Origin of the sequence: Pseudomonas shahriarae, assembly GCF_014268455.2 — a bacterium.
Classification (GTDB): Bacteria; Pseudomonadota; Gammaproteobacteria; order Pseudomonadales; family Pseudomonadaceae; genus Aquipseudomonas; species Aquipseudomonas shahriarae.
Map to the genome: position 1 here is coordinate 2671363 of NZ_CP077085.1, position 21570 is coordinate 2692932.

The 21570-nt window shown below is 62.2% G+C and carries 14 protein-coding genes; 2 read left to right on the forward strand and 12 right to left on the reverse strand.

Annotation, left to right across the window (positions count from 1 at the left end; translation table 11 throughout):
• Positions 1-324: 324 nt before the first annotated feature.
• The 8 genes from HU773_RS11860 to HU773_RS11895 form a co-directional block, all read right to left on the reverse strand.
• Positions 325-1965, reverse strand: coding sequence for a BatD family protein (locus HU773_RS11860; RefSeq protein WP_057959835.1), 1641 nt, complete (start codon positions 1963-1965; stop codon positions 325-327).
• Positions 1962-3698, reverse strand: coding sequence for a tetratricopeptide repeat protein (locus tag HU773_RS11865; protein WP_186625861.1), 1737 nt, complete (start codon positions 3696-3698; stop codon positions 1962-1964). The genes HU773_RS11860 and HU773_RS11865 overlap by 4 nt, the downstream gene beginning before the upstream one ends.
• The gene (locus HU773_RS11870) at positions 3695-4783 is read right to left on the reverse strand and encodes a vWA domain-containing protein (RefSeq protein ID WP_057959833.1); all 1089 of its coding nucleotides are present in this window, start codon (positions 4781-4783) and stop codon (positions 3695-3697) included. The genes HU773_RS11865 and HU773_RS11870 overlap by 4 nt, the downstream gene beginning before the upstream one ends.
• The gene (locus tag HU773_RS11875; protein ID WP_057438644.1) at positions 4776-5270 is read right to left on the reverse strand and encodes a DUF4381 domain-containing protein; all 495 of its coding nucleotides are present in this window, start codon (positions 5268-5270) and stop codon (positions 4776-4778) included. Before HU773_RS11875 ends, HU773_RS11870 begins: the two co-directional genes overlap by 8 nt.
• Complete coding sequence (locus HU773_RS11880) at positions 5267-6199, reverse strand: DUF58 domain-containing protein (RefSeq protein WP_057438643.1); 933 nt, start codon at positions 6197-6199, stop codon at positions 5267-5269. Before HU773_RS11880 ends, HU773_RS11875 begins: the two co-directional genes overlap by 4 nt.
• Before the next feature lie 5 nt (positions 6200-6204).
• Positions 6205-7164 carry an AAA family ATPase gene (locus HU773_RS11885; RefSeq protein WP_057959832.1) on the reverse strand — a complete coding sequence of 320 codons (960 nt, stop codon included), beginning with the start codon at positions 7162-7164 and terminating at the stop codon, positions 6205-6207.
• A 247-nt stretch (positions 7165-7411) separates the two neighbouring features.
• The gene (locus HU773_RS11890) at positions 7412-7765 is read right to left on the reverse strand and encodes a hypothetical protein (RefSeq protein ID WP_057959831.1); all 354 of its coding nucleotides are present in this window, start codon (positions 7763-7765) and stop codon (positions 7412-7414) included.
• A 94-nt stretch (positions 7766-7859) separates the two neighbouring features.
• Positions 7860-9464, reverse strand: coding sequence for a dermonecrotic toxin domain-containing protein (locus HU773_RS11895; RefSeq protein WP_186625860.1), 1605 nt, complete (start codon positions 9462-9464; stop codon positions 7860-7862).
• A gap of 527 nt (positions 9465-9991) precedes the next feature.
• Between HU773_RS11895 and HU773_RS11900 the strand changes: the two genes are divergently transcribed.
• Positions 9992-14851, forward strand: coding sequence for an NAD-glutamate dehydrogenase (locus HU773_RS11900; protein ID WP_057439671.1), 4860 nt, complete (start codon positions 9992-9994; stop codon positions 14849-14851).
• Between the two features lie 1577 nt (positions 14852-16428).
• On the opposite strand, the gene HU773_RS11905 is transcribed toward HU773_RS11900, so the two are convergent.
• The 3 genes from HU773_RS11905 to HU773_RS11915 form a co-directional block, all read right to left on the reverse strand.
• Positions 16429-17106 (reverse strand): GntR family transcriptional regulator, encoded by a 678-nt coding sequence (locus HU773_RS11905; protein ID WP_170060708.1) that lies wholly within the window; start codon positions 17104-17106, stop codon positions 16429-16431.
• Positions 17107-17121: 15 nt separating this feature from the next.
• Positions 17122-17823, reverse strand: coding sequence for a FadR/GntR family transcriptional regulator (locus HU773_RS11910; protein WP_057439669.1), 702 nt, complete (start codon positions 17821-17823; stop codon positions 17122-17124).
• A 90-nt stretch (positions 17824-17913) separates the two neighbouring features.
• Positions 17914-19224: a C4-dicarboxylate transporter DctA gene (locus HU773_RS11915; protein ID WP_057439668.1), complete on the reverse strand. Its 1311-nt coding sequence runs from the start codon at positions 19222-19224 to the stop codon at positions 17914-17916.
• Between the two features lie 232 nt (positions 19225-19456).
• Here HU773_RS11915 and HU773_RS11920 point away from each other — a divergent pair, with 232 nt between their 5' ends.
• The gene (locus HU773_RS11920; RefSeq protein ID WP_186625859.1) at positions 19457-20086 is read left to right on the forward strand and encodes a DNA-3-methyladenine glycosylase I; all 630 of its coding nucleotides are present in this window, start codon (positions 19457-19459) and stop codon (positions 20084-20086) included.
• A gap of 29 nt (positions 20087-20115) precedes the next feature.
• On the opposite strand, the gene pdxR is transcribed toward HU773_RS11920, so the two are convergent.
• Entirely contained in the window at positions 20116-21549 is a 1434-nt protein-coding gene (gene pdxR, locus HU773_RS11925; protein WP_186625858.1) for a MocR-like pyridoxine biosynthesis transcription factor PdxR, read from the reverse strand.
• Between the last annotated feature and the right edge of the window lie 21 nt (positions 21550-21570).

Below are 21570 nucleotides of genomic sequence, written 5' to 3' on the forward strand. Positions count from 1 at the left end.
TTTGATTTGGGGGTAACCCGGCAGGACGCCGGGTTAGCCGCGCTGGGCCATGGATGGCCCATCGCGGCGGCCCCCCAAATCAATGTCGGATGACGGGCACACCGAGCCTAGGCGAGGTGCCGAGTGGTGGGGCAAGAGCGCTTTGCTTACTTTGGCGCTCTTCCAAAGTGAGCCGCCGTAAGGGCGGAACCAATAGCCGCCGTGACCGCAGCAACGGATATGTACACAACCCCGCCATCACCAACAAGCCAGCTCCCACAGCAGTCCACGCATGCCCCAACGAATATGCCTGCGCCGAGCCCAATGTCGCTACAGCATGGGCAGTTACTTGGGATACAGCGGCGGCAAGCTGGTGCTGTCGGCCACCGGCGCCTGTTCGCGCTCGGCCATGGGAATGGCCTTGATCGCCCGCCACAGCTCCTCACCCTGCCAATACTGGCCGGTTTCGCTATAGAGCGCGCCGTTCAGCCCATCCAGGGCATCGGACAAGGGCACAAACCGCGCCGCCATGTCCGCCAGGGTTTCCGGTTGTTGGCGTGCCCAGGCATCCAGCGCCTGGCGTGTGGCCTGGGGGTCATTGGCCTGGCTCGCGCGCTTGAGGTCGTCGAGCAAGGTACGGGGGCTGGGCCCTGTCTGGGCGGCGCGCTGGATTGCCGGGCGGGAGCGGGCCCGCCACCACAGGCCGAAGCCGAGCAGGGTGGTGCCGGCGAGGAGCAGGCTGGTAAGTTGCCAGATCCACAGGCGGCCATCGTCCGGTGCGGTGATTACGGTGGGGGTGGCCGGGGTGTCGACCACCAGGCTCGGGTTGACCGCCACTTGCAGGGTGCGGGCCGGCAGGCTGGTGCGTTCCAGATGGTCTTCATGGGTATTCCACCACACCACCTCCACCGCCGGCAGCTCCAGGGCGCCGGCGCGGTTGGGCACCAGGGCCTCGCGGTCTTCGCGGCTGCCGATCACCCCGCGCTCGCTGCTCTGGTTGCTCAACACCGGCTGGTCGGGGTAACGCCGCAGGCCGGCGATTTCGGTGCTCGGCAGCGCCGGTAACTGGGCACTGGCCAAGCCTTCGGCCTTGAGGGTGAGGATGCGGGTCAGGGAGTCGCCGACCTGCACGTTCGTAGGTTCCGGGTTCCAGCTTTCACCCAGGCTCAGACTGCGCGCCGGCAGCCAGGGGGCGTCTGCGGGGTACAGGGCCGGCTTGGGCTTGACCGTCAGGGGGATTTCGGTGGAATTGACATGCAACAGCTTGCCGGGCCTGGGTGCCTGGGGCGTGGTGCCCTGGGCCGGGCGCGGTTCGACTTGGGTGGCACTGAATATTTGCGCCGGGATCAGCAGTTGCCCGCTGTGTTGCGGGTAGATCCCATAGCGCATTTCGATCACGCCGTGGCGCACGCCGTTGATGACTTTTTCATAGGTGCGCGAATCGCCCACCTGCTCGACCCGCGCGTCAGACAACTGCAACGGCGTCAGGCTGCTGTCGTCATACAGCGCCACCGAGTGGTAGATGCGCACCGTCAGCAGGGCCTGGGCCTGCACATAGACGCTGCCCTCATCGAGGCTGGCTTCGATGAATACCGGTTCCAGTTGATTATCACTGTCCTGGCCCAGGGTTTCGTCCACTTGCAGGCTGATCGCCTGGGTCTTGAGTTCGCCCAGTTGCAGCGGCGGGATCACCACGGTGCCGGTGGTCTTGGGCTGCAAGGTGATGATCCAGCGAGTGGTGGCGTGGTTGCTGCCGTCAAGGGTGGTGAGTTGGTTGATCTGGCGGGTGCCACGCACGTCGAACAGCGGGTCCAGGGGCGCTAGGTCCGGCTTGCCGAACTGGGTGACGTCGTTGGACTCGATTGTCAGCTCCACCGTTTCCCCGGAATTGACGCGGCTGCGGTCGATACTGGCGGCCAGGTCGGCCGCCTGGGCGTGACCGGCCCACAGCGCTAGCAATAAGACAAAGGGGGTGCAGCGGCTCATCGAGTCTTGTCCTGATGTTGTTGCTGTTCGTACCAGAATTTGCGTCGCAACAACTCGCCGGGGTTGTCCGGGATCTGTCGCAGCCACTGTTCCAGGGCCTGGCGGTGCTCCTCGTCGAGGTGGCTCTCGGTGGGGCGCAAGGGCGGCGTCGTGGTTTGTTCGTCGCCCAGTTCGCTGCCGGGTACTTCGTTGTTGCCGGCAACGGGCGGGGTGCCGGTTTGTGTGTCAGCCGTGCCTGCCTGGCCCGCGCCCTGGGGCGATTGCTCGCCGCCGTTGGCCTGCTGGCCGCTGTCGCCCGGTTGTGCAGTTTGGCCGGGTTGGGTGGATTCGTCATCCTCGTTTTTTTCCGGTGCGGGCGGCTCAGGTTCCGGTTCTTCCAGCAGCAGGCTCTCGACAAGGGCTTTGTTTTTCAGGGCGGGCTGCAAGTCCGGCTGGGCTTCCAGGGCTTGCTCATAGGCGTCTATCGCGGCTTCCAGCTCACCGGTGCGGGCCAGGGCATTGCCACGATTGTAGTGGGAATAGGCATCACTGCCTTCGGCAAAACGTCGGGCCGCCTCCGCATAGTTGCCCGCCTCGTACAGGGCGACACCCTGCCATTGCGGGTTTTCAAAGTGTTCGGCGGCTTCGGCCGGGCGTTTGTGCTTGAGCAGGTACTGGCCCTGTTGATCGGGGCGCAGCCACAGGTCGTCAAAGCTGAACGCGTAGCTCGGCTGCGGCGCGGCCAGGAGCAGCAACGGCAGGCAGAACAGCCAGCCACGGCGCCCGGCGCAGGCGGCAAGCAGCAGCAAGGGCAGCAATAGCCAGTAACCCTGGTCGGCCCAGGTGTCCAGTTGCAGGCGCTGACCGTCGTCGCGCAGGTTTTGCGGGCCGTCCAGCAGGCCCAGTCCGCGCAGGTCCTTGTCGTCCAGGCGGGCCTGGCGATAGCGGCCGCCCATTTCGCTGGCAAAGGCCTTGAGCGTCGGGCTGTCCAGGCGCGGGATCAGGATCGCGCCTTGTTCGTCCTTGAGGAACTCGCCACTTTCCTGGGTCACTGGCGTGCCTTCGCGGCTGCCGATGCCGAGGATCGACAGGCTCGGCGCCTGGCCTTGCAGCAGCAGGCGAATGCCCTGGCGTTCCTGCTTGGACAGCGACGAGCCAATCAACAACAGGCGACCCTGGCCCAGGCCGCCGTGCTTGAGCAGGCCCAGGGCTTTTTCCACTGCCAGGTCGGCACGATGGCCGGCCTCGGGCATGATCGACGGGCGCAGGGCTTCCAGCAGGTTGCGGCTGGTGGCCAGGTCGTCGGACAGTGGCACCAGCGTGTGGGCGCTGCCGGCATACACGACGATGGCGGTCTGCGCATCGCTGCGCGCCTGCAGCAGATCCACCAGCTTGCGCCGCGCCTGCTCCAGGCGATTGGGCGGGCTGTCGGTGGCAAGCATCTCTGGGGTCAGCTCCAGCACCACCACCAGCGGGTCGGCGGGCTTCTGGCTGATCTGTTCGACCCGTTGCCAGCCGGGGCCGAGCAAGGCCAGCACCGCCAGCAGCCAGGCCAGGCCCAGCAACAGCCATGGTGACTTGCTTTCCCGGCCATTGCCGCCACTGAGCAGGGCGGCGTGGAAGGCCGGCGGCAGGATCATCTGCCAGCGCCCGGCGCGTTTTTGCCGATGCCACAGTTGCCACAGCAACCAGCCGAGGACGGGCAGCAGCAACAGCCACCAGGGGCGGAACCAGTGCGGCCATAAAGCGATCATCGACGCCTCCGCAAGCGCAGGCGTTTAAGGCGTTGCCGCCATTGCGGGTGCTGTTGCAGGAAATGGCCCTTGGTCGAGAGTTTATTGAGCAGCCGTTGCAGGGCGTTGTCCGGCCAGCGTTCCTGGATCACCAGCAGCAGGCTGAGAAACAGCGCCAGGGCCAGCGGCCCGCTATACAGCGCCTGGGTCGGGCGGGCCTGGGTTGGTTGTTGCGCCACCGGCTCCAGCTGGTCGAGGGTTTGTTTGATCGCTTGCAACTCGGCGCCGTCATGGGCGCGGAAATACTGCCCGCCGGTGGTCTGGGCGATGGCCTTGAGCGCCGGCTCGTCGAGGTCCAGGCTGGGGTTGAGGCCGAGCATGCCCAGGCTGCCGGTCTGTTCGGGGCTGGCGCCAATGCCGATGGGGTAGATTTTCACGCCTTCTTCGGCGGCCAGGCGGGCGGCGGTCAATGGGTCGATTTCGCCGCCATTGTTGGCCCCGTCGGTGACCAGGATCAGCACCCGGCTTTGTGCCGGGCGTTGCCGCAGGCGTTTGAGGGCCAGGCCAATGGCGTCGCCAATCGCGGTATTTTTTCCGGCGATGCCGATGCGTGCCTCATCCAGCCAAGTGCGCACGGTGCGCCGGTCGAAGGTCAGCGGTGCCTGCAGGTAGGCCTGGCTGCCAAACAGGATCAGGCCAACGCGGTCGCCCTCGCGGCTTTCGAGAAAGTCGCCAAGCAGGTGCTTGACCAGGTTCAGGCGGCTGACGTCTTCGTCCTGCCATTGCATATCGGGGAAGTCCATGGAGCCGGACACGTCCACCGCCACCAACAGGTCGCGGCCGCTGGCGGCAATCGGCAACGGTTCGCCGAGCCATTCCGGGCGGGCGGCGGCGGTCAGCAGCAACAACCACAGCACCACGAACGGCGCTTGTTGGCGCCAGCCTGGCAGGTTGATGCGCGCGCGGCGCCGGGCCAGGCCTTCGAGGTCGCCCAGAAAGCTGACTTTCAAGGCCGGCTCGCCGCTGTCGGCCACCGGCAGGATCAGCCGCATCAGCCAGGGCAGGGGCAGCAGGGCAAAGACCCACGGCCAGGCGAACTCAAACATGTTTGCGAATCCAGGTGTCGACCGCTTGCGTCAGGCCGGCGATGGCCTTGTCGTCGAGCTTGCACTCGGGTTTGTAGGCGCCCTCGACGAGGACCATCCAGCGCGTGAGGCCGGCGGCGGGGCAGCGGTTGTCGAGAAAGGCCAGCCATTTGCGCCCGTTGAGGGTGTGGCTCTGGCTGTAGGGGTAGTCGTTGCGGCACAGGCGCTTGAGCAGGCCGTTGAGCTGCTGCAGCCAGGCGCCGGCCGGTGCGCCGTCGTAGGGCTTGGGCATCAGCGCCAGTTCCGCGAGGGCGGCAATACGCAGCGGGTCCAGGGGCTGTTCGGCCCGGGCCAGGGGGCGTTTGCTCGGCAGGAAGCGCCGCAGCCGCCACAAGCCCCAGCCCGCCAGGGGGATCAGCGCCAGCAACAGCCACCAGCCCGGCGCCGGCGGCCAGAAACCAATGGCCGGTGGGGCGATCAGCGGTTGCAACTGGTCCAGGCTGCTCATGGCTTTTTCACCGGGCGTTGCGGGTTGAGGTATTCGCGCAGTTGCTCGACCATTTCGCTCTGGGTGCTCAATGGCATCAGCAGTACCCGCAGTTTTTGCGCGAGCAATTCCCAGCGGGCGATGCGTGCTTCGGCCTGGGCCTTGTAGGCCTGGCGCAGCTCGAAGTTCAAGGTGTCGATTTCCAATTGCGCGCCGCGCTCGGCGAAACGCAGCAGCCCGGCGGCGGGCAGTGCGTGGTCCAGCGGGTCTGAGACCGGCAGCAGCAACAGGTCGCAATGGCGCGACAACAGGCTCAGTTGCTGCTCCGCGCCCTCGGTCAGGGCGCGCTCGTCGCAAATCACAATCACCAGGCTGCCGGGGCGCAGCACTTCGCGACCACGGCGCAGGGCCATGCCCAGGGCGTCGGCTTCGGGGCGGCTCTCGGTGTTGAGGCTCTGGTTGACCCGTACCAGGCGGTTGAGCAGTTGCAGCAGGCTTTGCTTGCTGCGCCGGGGCTTGATTTCGTAGTGCTCGTTATCGCCGAACACCAGGCCGCCGACCCGGTCGTTGTGGCCCAGCGCGGCCCAGCCGATGAGGCTGGCGGCCTGGGCGGCGAGGACCGACTTGAACATCAGCCCGGAGCCGAAAAACAGCCGGCAGCTTTGCTCCACCATGATAAAGATCGGCCGTTCGCGCTCTTCGTGGAACAGCTTGGTGTGGGGCTCCTGGGTGCGGGCGGTGACGCGCCAGTCGATGGTGCGCACATCGTCGCCGGCCTGGTACACCCGCACCTGATCGAAGTCCACACCGCGCCCGCGCAGTTTGGAGTGGTGCAGGCCGATCAACGGGCTGCGCTGGCTGGGCGTGGAAAACAGCTGTACTTCGCGCACGCGATGGCGCATCTCGATCAATTCGCTGAGGCTGACATGGATCCCGTCGCCGGCATTCATGGAGATCAAGCGACGGCTACGACGTCGAGAATACGCTGCACCACGCGGTCCTGGTCGATGCCGGCCGCTTCGGCCTCGAACGACAGAATGATGCGGTGGCGCAGTACATCGAACAGCACCGCCTGGATATCTTCCGGGCTGACAAAGTCACGCCCGGCCAGCCAGGCGTGGGCGCGGGCGCAGCGATCAAGGGCAATCGAGCCCCGGGGGCTGGCGCCATAGGCAATCCACTCGGCCATTTCCGCGTCGAACTTGGCCGGGGTGCGCGTGGCCATGACCAGTTGCACCAGGTATTCCTCCACGGCGTCGGCCATGTACAGGCCGAGGATTTCCTTGCGCGCGGCAAAAATCGCCTGCTGGCTGACCCGCCGCTCGGGCTTTGTCTCGCCATTCAGCGCTTCGCCACGGGCCTGTTGCAGGATGCGCCGCTCCACGGCGGCATCGGGGAAGCCGATCTTGACGTGCATCAGGAAGCGGTCGAGCTGGGCTTCGGGCAGGGGATAGGTGCCTTCCTGCTCGATGGGGTTCTGCGTGGCCATTACCAAAAACAGCGGCGACAGCTCGTAGGTGCTGCGCCCGACGCTGACCTGGCGCTCGGCCATGGCTTCGAGCAGGGCCGACTGGACCTTGGCCGGAGCACGGTTGATCTCGTCCGCCAGCACCAGGTTGTGGAAGATCGGCCCTTGCTGGAACACGAAACTGCCGGTTTCCGGACGATAGATCTCGGTGCCGGTGATGTCGGCGGGCAACAGGTCGGGGGTGAACTGGATACGATGGAACTGTGCTTCGATCCCTTCGGCAAGCTCCTTGATGGCCTTGGTCTTGGCCAGGCCGGGAGCGCCCTCTACCAGCATATGGCCGTCGGCGAGCAGGGCAATGAGCAAACGCTCGATGAGTTTTTCCTGGCCGAGAATCTGCGTAGAAAGAAAGGTTCGCAGCGCGAGCAGCGCTTCACGATGTTCCATCAAGGACGGTTCCTGGAAAGATGAGCCTGGGGATTGGGAAAAATGCCAAGGCCTGGGGGGCCTACTTTAATGCATTGGAGGGGCTGGCGACTAATGAACCAGGGGGTATTTTTTTGCGATCTGTAGGAAAGGTCTGAGGTTTTTGGCGTTTATAAGGGTCTCATCGCGGGCAAGCCCGGCCTCCCACAGGTGGGGGCGGGCTTGTCGGGTCGCCGCATTGCCGCGATGGCGATTTAGCAGGTGCCCATCAAGGCGTGCGGATATAAGTGCCAGTGCCCTTGAGAATGTTCTGCAGGGTTTCTTCTACCTCGGCCAAGTCCGCCTCAGCGGTACCGTGATTGATCTGCAGGTGGTCGCTGCCGCCCAATGCGTCCTTGTCCGCCGCACCGATTTCCACCAGGAGGGTGGTCGCGCTCAGGGTGATCTTCAAGCCTTCCAGGGTCGAAGGCTCGTAGTCCCAGGTCAGTTCAACCTCGTCCTCATCTGGATAACGCGACAGCATGAACATCTCGCCATGGGTACCGTGGCAGCAGAGCATGGCCATGTTGTCTTCTTCGTCGTCGCAGGGGGTGGCGAGCAGGTGGGTGGTGGTCAGTTGCATGTAGAGTCCTGTCTGGAAAGGCGGCTTCAAGGCCGGCAGGCCTTGATTCTGCCATTGCATCGGGCTTTGTGTCGGCTTTTGTATCAAGCGGGCATCAGGTTTTGGAGGCCCAGGCACTGATTGCGCTGCTTAACGGTTTAAAGGCATTCCCCAAACCACTGGTGAACACAGGAAGAAGGGTTTTCACGGAACCTTCGCCAATGAGCTTGTCTGCCCCAGGGCGCCTGTGGATATAGCTGTCTATGCCAATGCCGAGTTGCGCGGTGCCCACCGCTGTGCTTGTGGCCGTCAGGGCAATGCCCAGCGGCGGGAAAGCGATTCCGAGTGGGGCTAAAAGAAGTAGCCCATATTTTGCCCAGTTCAAGTACTTGAACGCAGTCTTTGCGTTGACGTCGCGATTGAGGACGAATTGAAAACGAGTGGCGCTTTTCAGGTCTACCTCGGTGCGATGCTGGAGTTCCTCGAATGGACTTCCCTGGACAACCTGGCCATCGAATAGGCCACCCTCGTCAAAATAACCGAGCTTTTCTTGCGTGGAGGCAGGAAGGTCACCGTTAAGTACATTGCGGGTGTTGTCTACGAGTGCATCAATGCCTTTGGACAGGAATTCATTACCGAGGTCTTCGGGGCGGAAGTAAAGTTTGAAACTCTCGACGAATTGCGGATCTTTCATTTGCTCGGCCAGCCATTTATTCATTTCTTTCTTGGAGTCGAAGCCTTTCAACGGAGACGCCTGGCCAGGTAGATACAACAAGACCCTGCCCGTGGTCTTATCCTGGGTGTAAAAAGCGCGCATGGGGAAACCTTTGAATGTGAGGAATTTGGTTTCCAGATTCGGGTCAGCCTTGTAGGGCTGTGTCAGGTCATTTTGATTAAGGAATAGGTAACTTTTGTCGGCCGGCATGCCCGCGACACCCATGGCAATCTGGCGATCGTTTTCGGTAAGAGACTTGTCATGGTGTTGAACGTGTGACGCTTTCAAAAACGCGCCTCTCGCCGCTTCGGAGTAGGCATGGCGGGAGTTGCCGTTCCAGTAATTGTTAAGGTACTGGTCATAAGGGGATTTATAACTGTTATCCCATACCATCTGTTTGAACTCAGTTGCCGGGATATCGACCCTGTTGCTCGCATCATAGGTATTCGCAGACCCCTGCTGCGGCTCCGTGTAAATCCCTTGAAAGTGGCTGGTGAACCCTGTCTCATTTGGGCGCGGGAACCTACCAAAGGCGTCAGGCTTATCTGTATGTTTTGAACTTTTCCTTATTTCAAAAGGGCCGTCCTCTTTTGAACGTATCGCCCCGTGGAAGTCAGGCTCTTCCTGCTGGTTGAGCCTCGCTGCCTGGGTCAGGGATATTTTTTGAACAATGACCCCGCTGTAAGGTGGGGTATTGGTGCGGTGATCATACTGAATGCTCACTAAGTAGGTGTTATCGGGGTCAATATCTTTACCGAACTTTTCCTTTATCTGACGCTTTACTTCCATGGATGTAATTTCATCTGCCGTCTTGGGCTGCTTGTACTGGCTGATGAGTTGTTCGACGGCCTTGTTGCTGGATAGGGGCGCTTTGAAATAGGGCACCGGAAAGTGCGGCGTGGAGGCAACGGGGGCATTGTCCGAACTTGATCGTGCAGTGGGCTGGAAGAAAGAGCCACGGTTCCCACCGGGTGGGACGTTAAGGGCGGAAGAGTGTACGTTCAATTGAGCCTCGTTGAGTGGTAATAGGGCCTTTATGGGTATGACTGCCTACGCACACTAAGTGACTGAATTTTGAAATACGGTTCCTGCGTGGAGCTGGGAATTAGATTGTACGAGTGTATGAATATTTACCTGTCAGCACTCTCGCCGTGCCTGCATGGCCACCCACTTTCAATCGCTAGCCACCCCTTTACTGGCGGGAGGGGTTGCTCTTGGTGCAACCGCCCATTGCCGGGTGTTGACCGAATATGTCGCAGTGCAGTAAGCAGCCTGCTCGCCGCACTCGTTAAGCTGCGCAACGGGTGTACCTTCTGCGTGACTCTGGCCTGCCCGTCGTGTCGTCATCCGCCGGTGGTGCATCCAGTGGACGTCGAATGTGACCTCAGGGTCTTGTCCAGCTTCACCCACCTGTCACCCTGATTCGTCTATGGTGCTTATCATCAGCACCTGCGAACAGACATGACGGCCTCCCCATCAGGGGACAACACGCGACGCTTCCATCAATAACAAGCCCAAGCGGAGTACCACAGATGGCGTTCTTCACCGCAGCCAGCAAAGCCGACTTCCAGCATCAACTGCAAGCGGCACTGGCGCAGCACATCAGTGAACAGGCACTGCCACAAGTGGCGCTGTTCGCTGAACAATTCTTCGGCATCATTTCCCTGGACGAGCTGACCCAGCGTCGCATGTCCGACCTGGCCGGTTGCACCCTGTCTGCCTGGCGCCTGCTTGAGCGCTTTGATCACACCCAGCCGCAAGTGCGGGTCTACAACCCCGACTACGAACGCCACGGCTGGCAGTCGACCCACACTGCGGTCGAGGTCTTGCACCATGACCTGCCGTTCCTCGTGGATTCGGTGCGCACTGAGCTGAACCGTCGCGGCTACAGCATCCATACCCTGCAAACCACCGTACTCAGCGTGCGCCGTGGCAAGAAGGGCGAGTTGCTGGAAATCCTGCCCAAGGGCACCCAGGGCGAAGACGTCCTGCAAGAATCCCTGATGTACCTGGAGATCGACCGCTGCGCCAACGCCGCCGAGCTGAACGTCCTGAGCAAGGAACTTGAGCAGGTACTGGGCGAAGTGCGGGTGGCCGTGGCTGATTTCGAGCCGATGAAAGCCAAGGTCCAGGAGTTGCTGGACAGCATCGATAACAGCCCGTTGACCATCGACGGTGAAGAAAAGGCCGAGATCAAAAGTTTCCTGGAATGGCTGGTGGGCAACCACTTCACCTTCCTCGGCTACGAAGAATTTGTGGTACGTGACGAGAAGGACGGCGGTCATCTGGAATATGACGCCAACTCCTTCCTCGGCCTGACCAAACTGCTGCGCGCCGGCCTCACCGCTGAAGACCTGCGCATCGAAGATTACGCCGTGGCCTACCTGCGCGAGCCGACCGTGTTGTCGTTCGCCAAGGCCGCGCACCCAAGCCGTGTACACCGTCCGGCTTACCCTGACTACGTGTCGATCCGCCAGATCGATGCTGACGGCAAGGTCGTCAAGGAATGCCGCTTCATGGGCCTCTACACCTCCTCGGTGTACGGCGAAAGCGTGCGGGTGATTCCTTATATCCGCCGCAAGGTCGCGGAAATCGAGCGCCGCTCGGGCTTCCAGGCCAAGGCGCACCTGGGCAAGGAGCTGGCCCAGGTGGTTGAAGTGCTGCCCCGCGACGACCTGTTCCAGACCCCGGTGGACGAGCTGTTCAGCACCGTGATGTCGATCGTGCAGATCCAGGAGCGCAACAAGATCCGCGTGTTCCTGCGCAAAGACCCGTACGGCCGTTTCTGCTACTGCCTGGCCTACGTGCCGCGCGATATCTACTCCACCGAAGTGCGCCAGAAGATCCAGCAAGTGCTGATGGATCGCCTGAAAGCCTCGGATTGCGAATTCTGGACGTTCTTCTCCGAGTCCGTACTGGCCCGTGTCCAGCTGATTCTGCGGGTCGATCCGAAGAACCGCCTGGATATCGACCCGCTGCTCCTGGAAAAAGAAGTGGTGCAGGCCTGCCGCAGCTGGCAGGACGACTACGCGAGCCTGGTGGTCGAAAGCTTCGGCGAAGCCCACGGCACCAATGTGCTGGCGGATTTCCCGAAAGGCTTCCCGGCAGGCTACCGCGAGCGCTTTGCCGCGCACTCGGCCGTGGTCGACATGCAGCACCTGTTGAACCTGACCGAAGCCAAGCCACTGGTGATGAGCTTCTATCAGCCTTTGGGCCACGTGACCGGCCAGCAGGAATTGCACTGCAAGCTGTACCACGCTGACACTCCGCTGGCGTTGTCGGATGTACTGCCGATCCTCGAGAACCTCGGCCTGCGCGTGCTCGGTGAGTTCCCGTACCGCCTGCGCCACGCCAATGGCCGCGAGTTCTGGATCCATGACTTTGCGTTCACCGCCGCCGAAGGCCTGAACCTCGATATCCAGCAGCTCAACGACACCCTGCAGGATGCGTTCGTGCACATCGTCAATGGCGATGCCGAGAACGATGCATTCAACCGCCTGGTACTGACTGCCGGCTTGCCATGGCGTGACGTGGCGCTGCTGCGTGCTTATGCCCGTTACCTGAAGCAGATCCGCCTGGGCTTCGACCTGGGTTACATCGCCAGCACCCTGAACAACCACACCGACATCGCCCGCGAGTTGACCCGGTTGTTCAAGACGCGCTTCTACCTGGCGCGCAAGCTCACTGCCGACGACCTGGAAGACAAGCAGCAGCGCCTGGAGCAAGCGATCCTCAACGCCCTGGACGATGTGCAGGTGCTTAACGAAGACCGGATCCTGCGGCGCTACCTGGACCTGATCAAGGCCACCCTGCGCACCAACTTCTACCAGGCGGATGCCAACGGCCAGAACAAGTCGTACTTCAGCTTCAAGTTCAACCCCCACGCTATTCCCGAGTTGCCCAAGCCAGTGCCGAAGTTTGAAATCTTCGTCTACTCGCCGCGGGTCGAAGGCGTGCACCTGCGCTTTGGTAACGTTGCCCGTGGCGGCCTGCGCTGGTCCGACCGTGAAGAAGACTTCCGCACCGAAGTGCTGGGCCTGGTAAAAGCCCAGCAGGTGAAGAACTCGGTGATCGTGCCGGTCGGCGCCAAGGGCGGCTTCCTGCCGCGTCGCCTGCCATTGGGCGGCAGCCGGGACGAGATCGCGGCCGAGGGCATCGCCTGCTACCGCATCTTCATTTCCGGTCTGTTGGACATTACCGACAACCTGAAAGACGGTGCCCTGGTGCCGCCGTTGAACGTGGTCCGCCACGACAACGACGACCCGTACCTGGTAGTGGCGGCCGACAAAGGCACCGCGACCTTCTCCGATATCGCCAACGGCATTGCCATCGACTACGGCTTCTGGCTGGGCGATGCGTTTGCCTCTGGTGGTTCGGCCGGTTACGACCACAAGAAAATGGGCATCACCGCCAAGGGCGCGTGGGTCGGTGTGCAGCGTCACTTCCGTGAGCGCGGCATCAATGTGCAGAAAGACAGCATTACCGTGGTCGGCGTCGGCGACATGGCCGGTGACGTGTTCGGCAACGGCTTGTTGATGTCCGACAAGCTGCAACTGGTCGCGGCCTTCAACCACCTGCATATCTTTATTGATCCAAACCCGAACCCGGAAACCAGCTTCATCGAGCGCCAGCGTATGTTTGAGCTGCCGCGTTCGGCCTGGTCGGACTACGACACCAGCATCATGTCCGAAGGCGGCGGGATCTTCTCGCGCAGCGCCAAAAGCATTGCCATCTCGCCCCAGATGAAAGAACGCTTCGACATCCAGGCCGACAAGCTGACCCCGACCGAGCTGCTGAACGCCTTGCTCAAGGCGCCGGTGGACCTGTTGTGGAACGGCGGTATCGGCACCTACGTCAAGGCCAGCACCGAAAGCCACGCCGATGTCGGCGACAAGGCCAACGACGCGCTGCGCGTCAACGGCAACGAGCTGCGCTGCAAAGTAGTGGGCGAGGGCGGTAACCTGGGCATGACCCAGCTGGGTCGCGTGGAATTCGGCCTCAATGGCGGCGGTTCCAACACCGACTTTATCGACAACGCCGGTGGTGTGGACTGCTCCGACCACGAAGTGAACATCAAGATCCTGCTCAACGAAGTGGTGCAGGCTGGCGACATGACCGACAAGCAACGCAACCAGTTGCTGGCGAGCATGACCGACGAAGTCGGCAGCCTGGTGTTGGGCAACAACTACAAGCAGACCCAGGCCCTGTCCCTGGCGGCGCGCAAAGCCTACGAGCGTGCGGCCGAGTACAAGCGTCTGATGAGCGACCTGGAAGGCCGCGGCAAGCTGGACCGCGCCATCGAGTACCTGCCGACCGAGGAGCAGCTCGTCGAGCGCGCCGCGACCGGCAAGGGCCTGACCCGTCCGGAACTGTCGGTGCTGATTTCCTACAGTAAGATCGACCTCAAGGAAGCGCTGCTCAAGTCCCTGGTACCGGATGACGACTACCTGACCCGCGACATGGAGACCGCGTTCCCGCCGAGCCTGGTGGCCAAGTTCGGCGAGGCCATGCGTCGCCACCGCCTCAAGCGCGAGATCGTCAGCACCCAGATCGCCAACGACCTGGTCAACCACATGGGCATCACCTTCGTGCAACGCCTCAAAGAGTCGACCGGCATGAGCCCGGCGAACGTGGCGGGCGCCTATGTGATCGTGCGCGACATCTTCCATCTCCCGCACTGGTTCCGTCAGATCGAAGCCCTGGATCACCAGGTCTCGGCTGAAGTGCAACTGGCGCTGATGGACGAACTGATGCGCCTGGGCCGTCGGGCTACCCGCTGGTTCCTGCGCAGCCGTCGCAACGAGCAGGATGCCGCGCGTGATGTGGCGCACTTCGGTCCGCACCTGGCGGCGTTGGGCCTCAAGCTCGACGAACTGCTGGAAGGCCCGACCCGCGAAGGCTGGCAGAACCGTTACCAGGCCTATGTCGAAGCCGGTGTGCCTGAGCTGTTGGCGCGCATGGTTGCTGGCACCACGCACCTGTACACCTTGTTGCCGATCATCGAGGCTGCTGACGTTACCGGTCAGAGCGCTGCCGATGTGGCCAAGGCCTACTTCGCCGTGGGCAGCGCCCTGGACTTGCCGTGGTACCTGCAGCAGATCAGCGATCTGCCGGTGGGCAACAACTGGCAGGCCCAGGCCCGCGAAGCCTTCCGCGATGACGTGGACTGGCAGCAACGGGCGATCACCATCAAGGTTCTGCAAATGGCCGATGCGCCAGAAGACATGGAAGCTCGCGTGGCCCTGTGGCTTGAGCAGAACGCGAGCATGGTCGAACGCTGGCGCGCGATGATGGTGGAAATCCGGGCTGCGGTCGGCACGGACTACGCCATGTACGCGGTGGCCAACCGGGAACTGCTGGACCTGGCCATGAGTGGTCAAGCGGTGCTGTAATCGGCTGCTAGCGCGTTAAAACAAAGCCCCGTCTCGCGAGAGACGGGGCTTTTTGTTTTCACTCGATTCAATGTAGGGTGTATGCAAAATTTGCTGCCCCTGGTGCCCCTTGTGGGAGCGGGCTTGCCCGCGATAGCGGCAGTCCAGTCACTGTCGCTGGCGGCTGACCCACCGCCATCGCAGGCAAGCCAGCTCCCACATTTGATTTGGGGTGGTACCAACATTCTCTGCGCCAGTGAGGTCCCCTGTGGGAGCGGGCTTGCCCGCGATAGCGGCAGTCCAGTCACTACTTCTGGCAACTGATCCACCGCCATCGCAGGCAAGCCAGCTCCCACATTTGATTTGTGGTTGTACCAACATTCTCTGCCACACGAAGATCCCCTGTGGGAGCGGGCTTGCCCGCGATAGCGGCAGTCCAGTCACTACTTCTGGCAACTGATCTACCGCCATCGCAGGCAAGCCAGCTCCCACATTTGATTTGTGGTGGGGCCAAAATTCTCTGCCCCGCGCAGATCCCCTGTGGGAGCGGGCTTGCTCGCGAAAGCGGCAGTCCAGTCACTACTTCTGGCAACTGACCCACCGCCATCGCAGGCAAGCCAGCTCCCACATTTGATTTGTGGTTGTACCAACATTCTCTGCCCCGCGCAGATCCCCTGTGGGAGCGGGCTTGCTCGCGAAAGCGGCAGTCCAGTCACTGTTGCTGACGGCTGACTCACCGCCATCGCAGGCAAGCCAGCTACTACATTTGATTTGTGGTGGTACCAAAATTCTCTGCCCCGCGCAGATCCCCTGTGGGAGCGGGCTTGCCCGCGATAGCGGCAGTCCAGTCACTGTTGCTGGCGGCTGACTCACCGCCATCGCAGGCAAGCCAGCTACTACATTTGATTTGTGGTGGTACCAACATTCTCTGCCCCGCGCAGATCCCCTGTGGGAGCGGGCTTGCTCGCGAAAGCGGCAGTCCAGTCACTGTTTCTGGCGGCTGATACACCGCCATCGCAGGCAAGCCAGCTCCCACATTTGATTTGTGGTGGTACCAAAATTCTCTGCCCCGCGCAGATCCCCTGTGGGAGCGGGCTTGCTCGCGAAAGCGGCAGTCCAGTCACTGTTTCTGGCGGCTGATACACCGCCATCGCAGGCAAGCCAGCTCCCACATTTGATTTGTGGTGGTACCAAAATTCTCTGCCCCGCGCAGATCCCCTGTGGGAGCGGGCTTGCTCGCGAAAGCGGCAGTCCAGTCACTGTTTCTGGCGGCTGATACACCGCCATCGCAGGCAAGCCAGCTCCCACATTTGATTTGTGGTGGTACCAAAATTCTCTGCCCCGCGCAGATCCCCTGTGGGAGCGGGCTTGCTCGCGAAAGCGGCAGTCCAGTCACTGTTTCTGGCAACTGATCTACCGCCATCGCAGGCAAGCCAGCTCCCACATTTGATTTGTGGTGGTGCCAACATTCTCTGCCCCGCGCAGATCCCCTGTGGGAGCGGGCTTACCCGCGATAGCGACAGTCCAGTCACTGTTGCTGGCGGCTGACCCACCGCCATCGCAAGCAAGCCAGCTCCCACAGTTGAATCTCCATTGGCTTACGAGAGTTGTGCTTGCAGATGATCCAGATGTTGGGTCATCAGGCTTACGGCCGTGCCCCCATCCCTGCGCTCCAGTGCCTCGATCATCGCCGACTGCTCACGCCAGGTCCCGGCGAACGTTCCCTGTTGCGCAATGACCAGCGAGGTCAACGGCACCAGGCTATTGAGAAACTGCGCCAGTGGCCGATTCCCCGCAATGCTCGCCAGCAATAGGTGAAACTCGCCACACAGGCGGATGGCCGGGCCTTGCTGGCCCTGTTCGACGCACGCCCGTTGGCGCGCCACCAGTTCACGCAAGCGCCGCACCTGGCCGGGGCTGGCCTGTGCGCACGCCAATTGCACCACGGTCACTTCCATCAAGCGCCGCGCCTCGAGAATGTGTTGCACCTGCTGCGCATCGGGCGCCGCCACCTGGGCACGCAGGTTGGGGCGCAGGATGATCACTTGCTGCTCGGCCAGGCGCGCCAGGACCCGGCGCAGTACGCTGCGGCTGACGCCAAATTGTTCGGCCAGGCCTTCTTCGGTAAAGCGGCTGGTGGGCACGATGCGCTGTTCGAGGATGGCATCGAACAGCCGTGGGTAGAGGTCATCCACCGAGGGCCGTTTACCGGGCACCAGGCGCATGGGGGGCGGGGCGGTGACAACGTTAGTGCGTTGCAGGGCATGAGCGCTCATGGCCAGCCTCCAAAGTCAGTTGCCGAGATGGTCGTCGGGAATGTTCAGGGCGGTCCCCATGCGCTGGCCTTCGTTGAGGATATGGCGGCGCATTTCGGCGCTGGCCTGGGCGCTGTTCTTGCTGCGGATCGCGCGCACCACCGCTTCGTTTTCCTGCAGGCGCTCGGCCAGGTGTTCGGGGGAGTTGCGCAACACCTGGGCGCTTTGCTTGAGGGCGTTGCTAGTCTGCTGCACCACGTTCTGGAAGATCGGGTTGGAGGTCAGGGCGAACAGTTCTTCGTGGAAGGCGATGTAGGCGTTCATCCCCGCTTCACTGTCGTTGGCGTCCAGGGCTTCGCGCATGTCCATCAGGGTCAGGCGCAGTTGCCCGATTTCCTTGCTGGTGATGGACTGGGCCACCAGGCCGACGATAAACGGCTCCAGGGTGTAGCGCAGTTGCAGGATGTCGGCGAGGCTGGCGTCGGCCACGGCATCATGGGCTTGGGGCTCGTTGACGCTGGTTTCCAGCACGACCACGCCTTTGCCGGGCATCGAGCGCACCAGGCCGAGGGTTTCCAGGACGATCACGGCTTCGCGCAGGCTCGGGCGGCTGATGCCCAATTGTTCGGCCAGTTCGCGCTGGCCGGGGAGCATTTCGCCACGCCGCCATTGGCCTCGGGCCAGGGCGGCGCGTAGTTTTTCTACGACTGAATTGACGACGGTTGAGGTGCTGATCACGCCGGGCTCCTTATGTTGCAAACACAAACGGTAAAAATGGCGACGATTAACGGTGGGAGCGAGCAAGCCCGCTCCCACACTCGATCTGCGCTAGAACTCCTGGTGAGCCGGCAACACCGGCTTCTTGGCCTGGAACGCATACCCTTGCTGCCCCTCCAGCACCTTGTTGGCCCGTTGCAGATCAATGTCCTTTTCCCAGCGGGCAATGGCCACGGTGGCCACGCAGTTGCCGATCAGGTTGGTCAGTGCACGGCCAATCCCCATAAACCAGTCCACGGCCAACACCAGCACCAGGCCCACCACCGGGATGGCGGGAATGGCGGTGAGGGTCGCGGCCAGAATCACCAGGGCCGAGCCCGGTATGCCGTGGGCACCCTTGGAGGTGATCAGCGACACCAGCAGGATGGTCAGCAGATCGGTCATCGACAACGGCGTACCGGTGGCGTTGGCGATAAACACAATGGCCAGGGTCAGGTAGATCGAGAAACCATCGAGGTTGAACGAGTAACCGGTGGGGATCACCAGGCCGACGGTGGAACTGCCGATGCCCAGGTGCTCCAGTTTACGCATGATCTGTGGCAACACTGCATCGGATGACGCGGTGCCCATCACGATCAGCAGCTCTTCGCGCAGGTATTTGAGCAGCGGCAGCATGCGCAGGCCCGACAGGCGCATCACCGCGCCCAGGATCAGCGCGACAAACGCGATGCAGGTCAGGTAGAACAGACCCACCAGGCTGCCCAGGTGCTGTAGCGAATCCAGGCCATAGGTGCTGGTGGTAAAGGCGATGGCACCGAATACGCCGATGGGCGCCAGGCGCACGATCATGCCCATGATGCGGAAGATCACATGGCTCAGTTCGTTGATCAGTCGTGAAATGCCCGACGCCGCTTCCCCTACCAGGTTCAGCGCACTGCCGAACAGCACCGAGAACAACAGCACTTGCAGTACGTTGTTGTCGGCAAAGGCGCCGATCACCGAGTTGGGGATCAGGTCCATCAGGAACTGACTAGTGCCCTTGATATGTTGGCCACGATCCGCCAATTCATTGAGGCCGGCGGAAGACAGCTGTTCCAGATGGATATTGGCCCCGCTACCGATCCCGGTACTGAAGGCCAGCACCAGGCCCAGTACCAGGGCGATGGTGGTGAGGATTTCGAAATAGATCACCGACTTGAGGCCGATGCGCCCGACTTTTTTCAGGTCGCCAGCACCGGAAATGCCGCTGACCACCACGCAGAACACGATCAGGCCGATCAGCATCTTGATCAGCTTGATAAAGCCGTCACCCAGGGGTTTGAGTTGTGAGGAGAATTCGGGAAGGGCCAAGCCGCACGCGATGCCGAGCATCAGGCCTATGACGACTTGCAGGAAAATCGAACGCGAGCACCATCTGAGCATGGGAAGGATCTCTATTCGGTGCCCTGGTGGGTCCAGGGCTTAATTGTTGTGGTCTTACCGGTAAGTCCAGTGCGCGGCCAGTCTACGCTCGGTTTTTTGCAAACTACAAGGGGGGGAGGGGCTGTTTAGCTTGTCCGGTCTTACCAGTTGCTCGGTAACCGTGATGCTTGAGCGGTTGGCGGTCTGGAAAATTTTTCGCTTATCATCCCCGGCTTGGCTGCTGAGGTGATGCATGGACAAGCCTGGACTGACAACCGATGAAACGGGACTGACCCGTTGTACATGGCGAACGGCCGCTGCCGAGTACCCCGATTACCACGATCACGAATGGGGTGTACCGGTTGCCGATGATAGGGCGCTGTACGAGAAAATCTGCCTGGAAGGCTTCCAGGCCGGCATGGCGTGGATCACCATCCTGCGCAAGCGCGAGCATTTTCGCCGGGCGTTCGAGGGTTTTGATTTTCGCCGGGTGGCGCAGTACACCGAGCAGGATATCCAGCGCTTGATGGCCGACCCCGGCATTGTGCGTAACCGGGCGAAAATCCTCTCGACCCTCAACAATGCGCGCAGGGCCTGTGAACTGGTGGATGAATACGGCTCGCTGGCGGCCTGGTTGTGGGCATTCGAGCCGGCGGCCGACGAGCGCCCGGCGGTGGTGGACATGGCCTATTGGACGGGCAACTCGACGTCACCGGCGTCGGTACGCTTGTCCAAGGCCTTGAAGAAGCGCGGCTGGACATTCGTCGGGCCGACGACGATGTATGCATTCATGCAGGCGATGGGGATGGTCAATGACCACCTGGAAGGCTGCGCCTGTCGGCAGCCGATTGAAGACCTGCGCCGCCAGTTCAGGCGCCCCTGAGTCCTGAACTGGCAGGGCCTCCTTACTCCTCAGCCAATCTGCAACAGGATATCGCGCACCTTGTCCAGGGATGGGTCGATATCCAGGGTCTCGATGGCGCCGAAGCCGAAGATCAAGCCACTACGCACCGGCGCCTGATGGAAAAACACGTCCAGTGGATACAGGCCGACTTCCACCTGGCGCGCCCGTTCGATCAGCAGGGGGATGTTCACGGGCACTTTGCACAGTGCGGCCAAGTGGAACCCGGCCACGCTGGGCACGGCTTCGAACCAGGGCGACAGGTCGCCGGCCAGGCGGCTGAGGATGCGTTCGCGGCGGGTGGTGTAGACCGCGTGACAACGCCGGATGTGCTTGAGCAGATAGCCTTCGCTGATGAACTTGGCCAGGGCCCATTGCGGCAGTGTCGAGCTGTGCTGGTCGCTCAGTTGCTTGGCCTTGAGTACCGCGCCGCGGATGGCCGGTGGCAGCACCGTGTAGCCCAGGCGCAGCTCTGGGAGCAGGGTCTTGGAGAAGGTTCCGACATAGGCGACGATGCCTCGTGTATCCATGCTTTGCAGGGCGTCGGCGGGGCGGCCTTCGTAGCGGAACTCACTGTCGTAGTCGTCCTCGATGACAATTGCGCCCAGCGCCAGCGCCCGTTCCAGCAGCGCTTCGCGGCGCGGCAGGCTCATGGGGATACCCAATGGAAACTGGTGGGACGGGGTGACGTAGATCAGTCGGGTGCCTTCGGGAATCAACTCGACCTGGATCCCTTGCGCGTCCAGCGGCACGCCGGCCACCGTGGCGCCCATGGCTTCGAAAAGCAGGCGCGCCGGGGCGTAGCCGGGGTCTTCCATGGCGACGATGCTGCCCGGTTCCAGCACCACGCGGGCGATCAGGTCCAGTGCCTGCTGGGCACCGTTGCACACCACAATGTCGTCGTCGCAGCAGTTGACCCCACGGGAAAAGGCGATATGCCCGGCAATCGCATTGCGCAAGGCCGGCAAGCCCTCGGGCTGGCCGTAGAAACCACTGTTTTTGGCAATGCGGCGCAGAGCGTCCTGGGTGCAACGTCGCCATTCGTCCTGGGGGAACAGGCTGCGGGTGGTGGCGCCACCGATGAACTCGCAGCGCAACGTGCTTTCGCGTGTCGGATGGCGCATGGGCGAGGGCAGGGCCTGCCACTTGGCCAGGTTGGCGGCGCAGGCCAGGTCGGCTGCACTTTGCAGGCCCTTTGGCCGCAGCGCATGGGGGGTGACGAAGGTGCCACGGCCGATCTTGCCGATCAGCAGGCCTTCGTAGGTCAGGGTGGTGTAGGTGTCGGACACGGTCTTGCGCGACACCCCCAACTGCTCGGCCAGCAAGCGGCTGGGGGGCAACTGCGCGCCAGCGGCCAGGCGTCCTGATTCAATCGCGTCGCGCAGTTGCTGGTAAAGCTGTTCGGCCAGGTCCTTGCGGCCCTGGATGACGACGTGCAGTTCCATGTTTCATTCCGAGGCGGTCAA

What these genes read in the sequence shown, in the direction of transcription:
- HU773_RS11865 (WP_186625861.1), bottom strand. Translation starts at nt 3,698, where the DNA reads ATGATCGCTTTATGGCCGCACTGGTTCCGCCCCTGGTGGCTGTTGCTG.
- HU773_RS11860 (WP_057959835.1), bottom strand. Translation starts at nt 1,965, where the DNA reads ATGAGCCGCTGCACCCCCTTTGTCTTATTGCTAGCGCTGTGGGCCGGT.
- HU773_RS11880 (WP_057438643.1), bottom strand. Translation starts at nt 6,199, where the DNA reads ATGAATGCCGGCGACGGGATCCATGTCAGCCTCAGCGAATTGATCGAG.
- HU773_RS11900 (WP_057439671.1), top strand. Translation starts at nt 9,992, where the DNA reads ATGGCGTTCTTCACCGCAGCCAGCAAAGCCGACTTCCAGCATCAACTG.
- pdxR (WP_186625858.1), bottom strand. Translation starts at nt 21,549, where the DNA reads ATGGAACTGCACGTCGTCATCCAGGGCCGCAAGGACCTGGCCGAACAG.
- HU773_RS11890 (WP_057959831.1), bottom strand. Translation starts at nt 7,765, where the DNA reads ATGCAACTGACCACCACCCACCTGCTCGCCACCCCCTGCGACGACGAA.
- HU773_RS11920 (WP_186625859.1), top strand. Translation starts at nt 19,457, where the DNA reads ATGGACAAGCCTGGACTGACAACCGATGAAACGGGACTGACCCGTTGT.
- HU773_RS11885 (WP_057959832.1), bottom strand. Translation starts at nt 7,164, where the DNA reads ATGGAACATCGTGAAGCGCTGCTCGCGCTGCGAACCTTTCTTTCTACG.
- HU773_RS11905 (WP_170060708.1), bottom strand. Translation starts at nt 17,106, where the DNA reads ATGAGCGCTCATGCCCTGCAACGCACTAACGTTGTCACCGCCCCGCCC.
- HU773_RS11870 (WP_057959833.1), bottom strand. Translation starts at nt 4,783, where the DNA reads ATGTTTGAGTTCGCCTGGCCGTGGGTCTTTGCCCTGCTGCCCCTGCCC.
- HU773_RS11915 (WP_057439668.1), bottom strand. Translation starts at nt 19,224, where the DNA reads ATGCTCAGATGGTGCTCGCGTTCGATTTTCCTGCAAGTCGTCATAGGC.
- HU773_RS11875 (WP_057438644.1), bottom strand. Translation starts at nt 5,270, where the DNA reads ATGAGCAGCCTGGACCAGTTGCAACCGCTGATCGCCCCACCGGCCATT.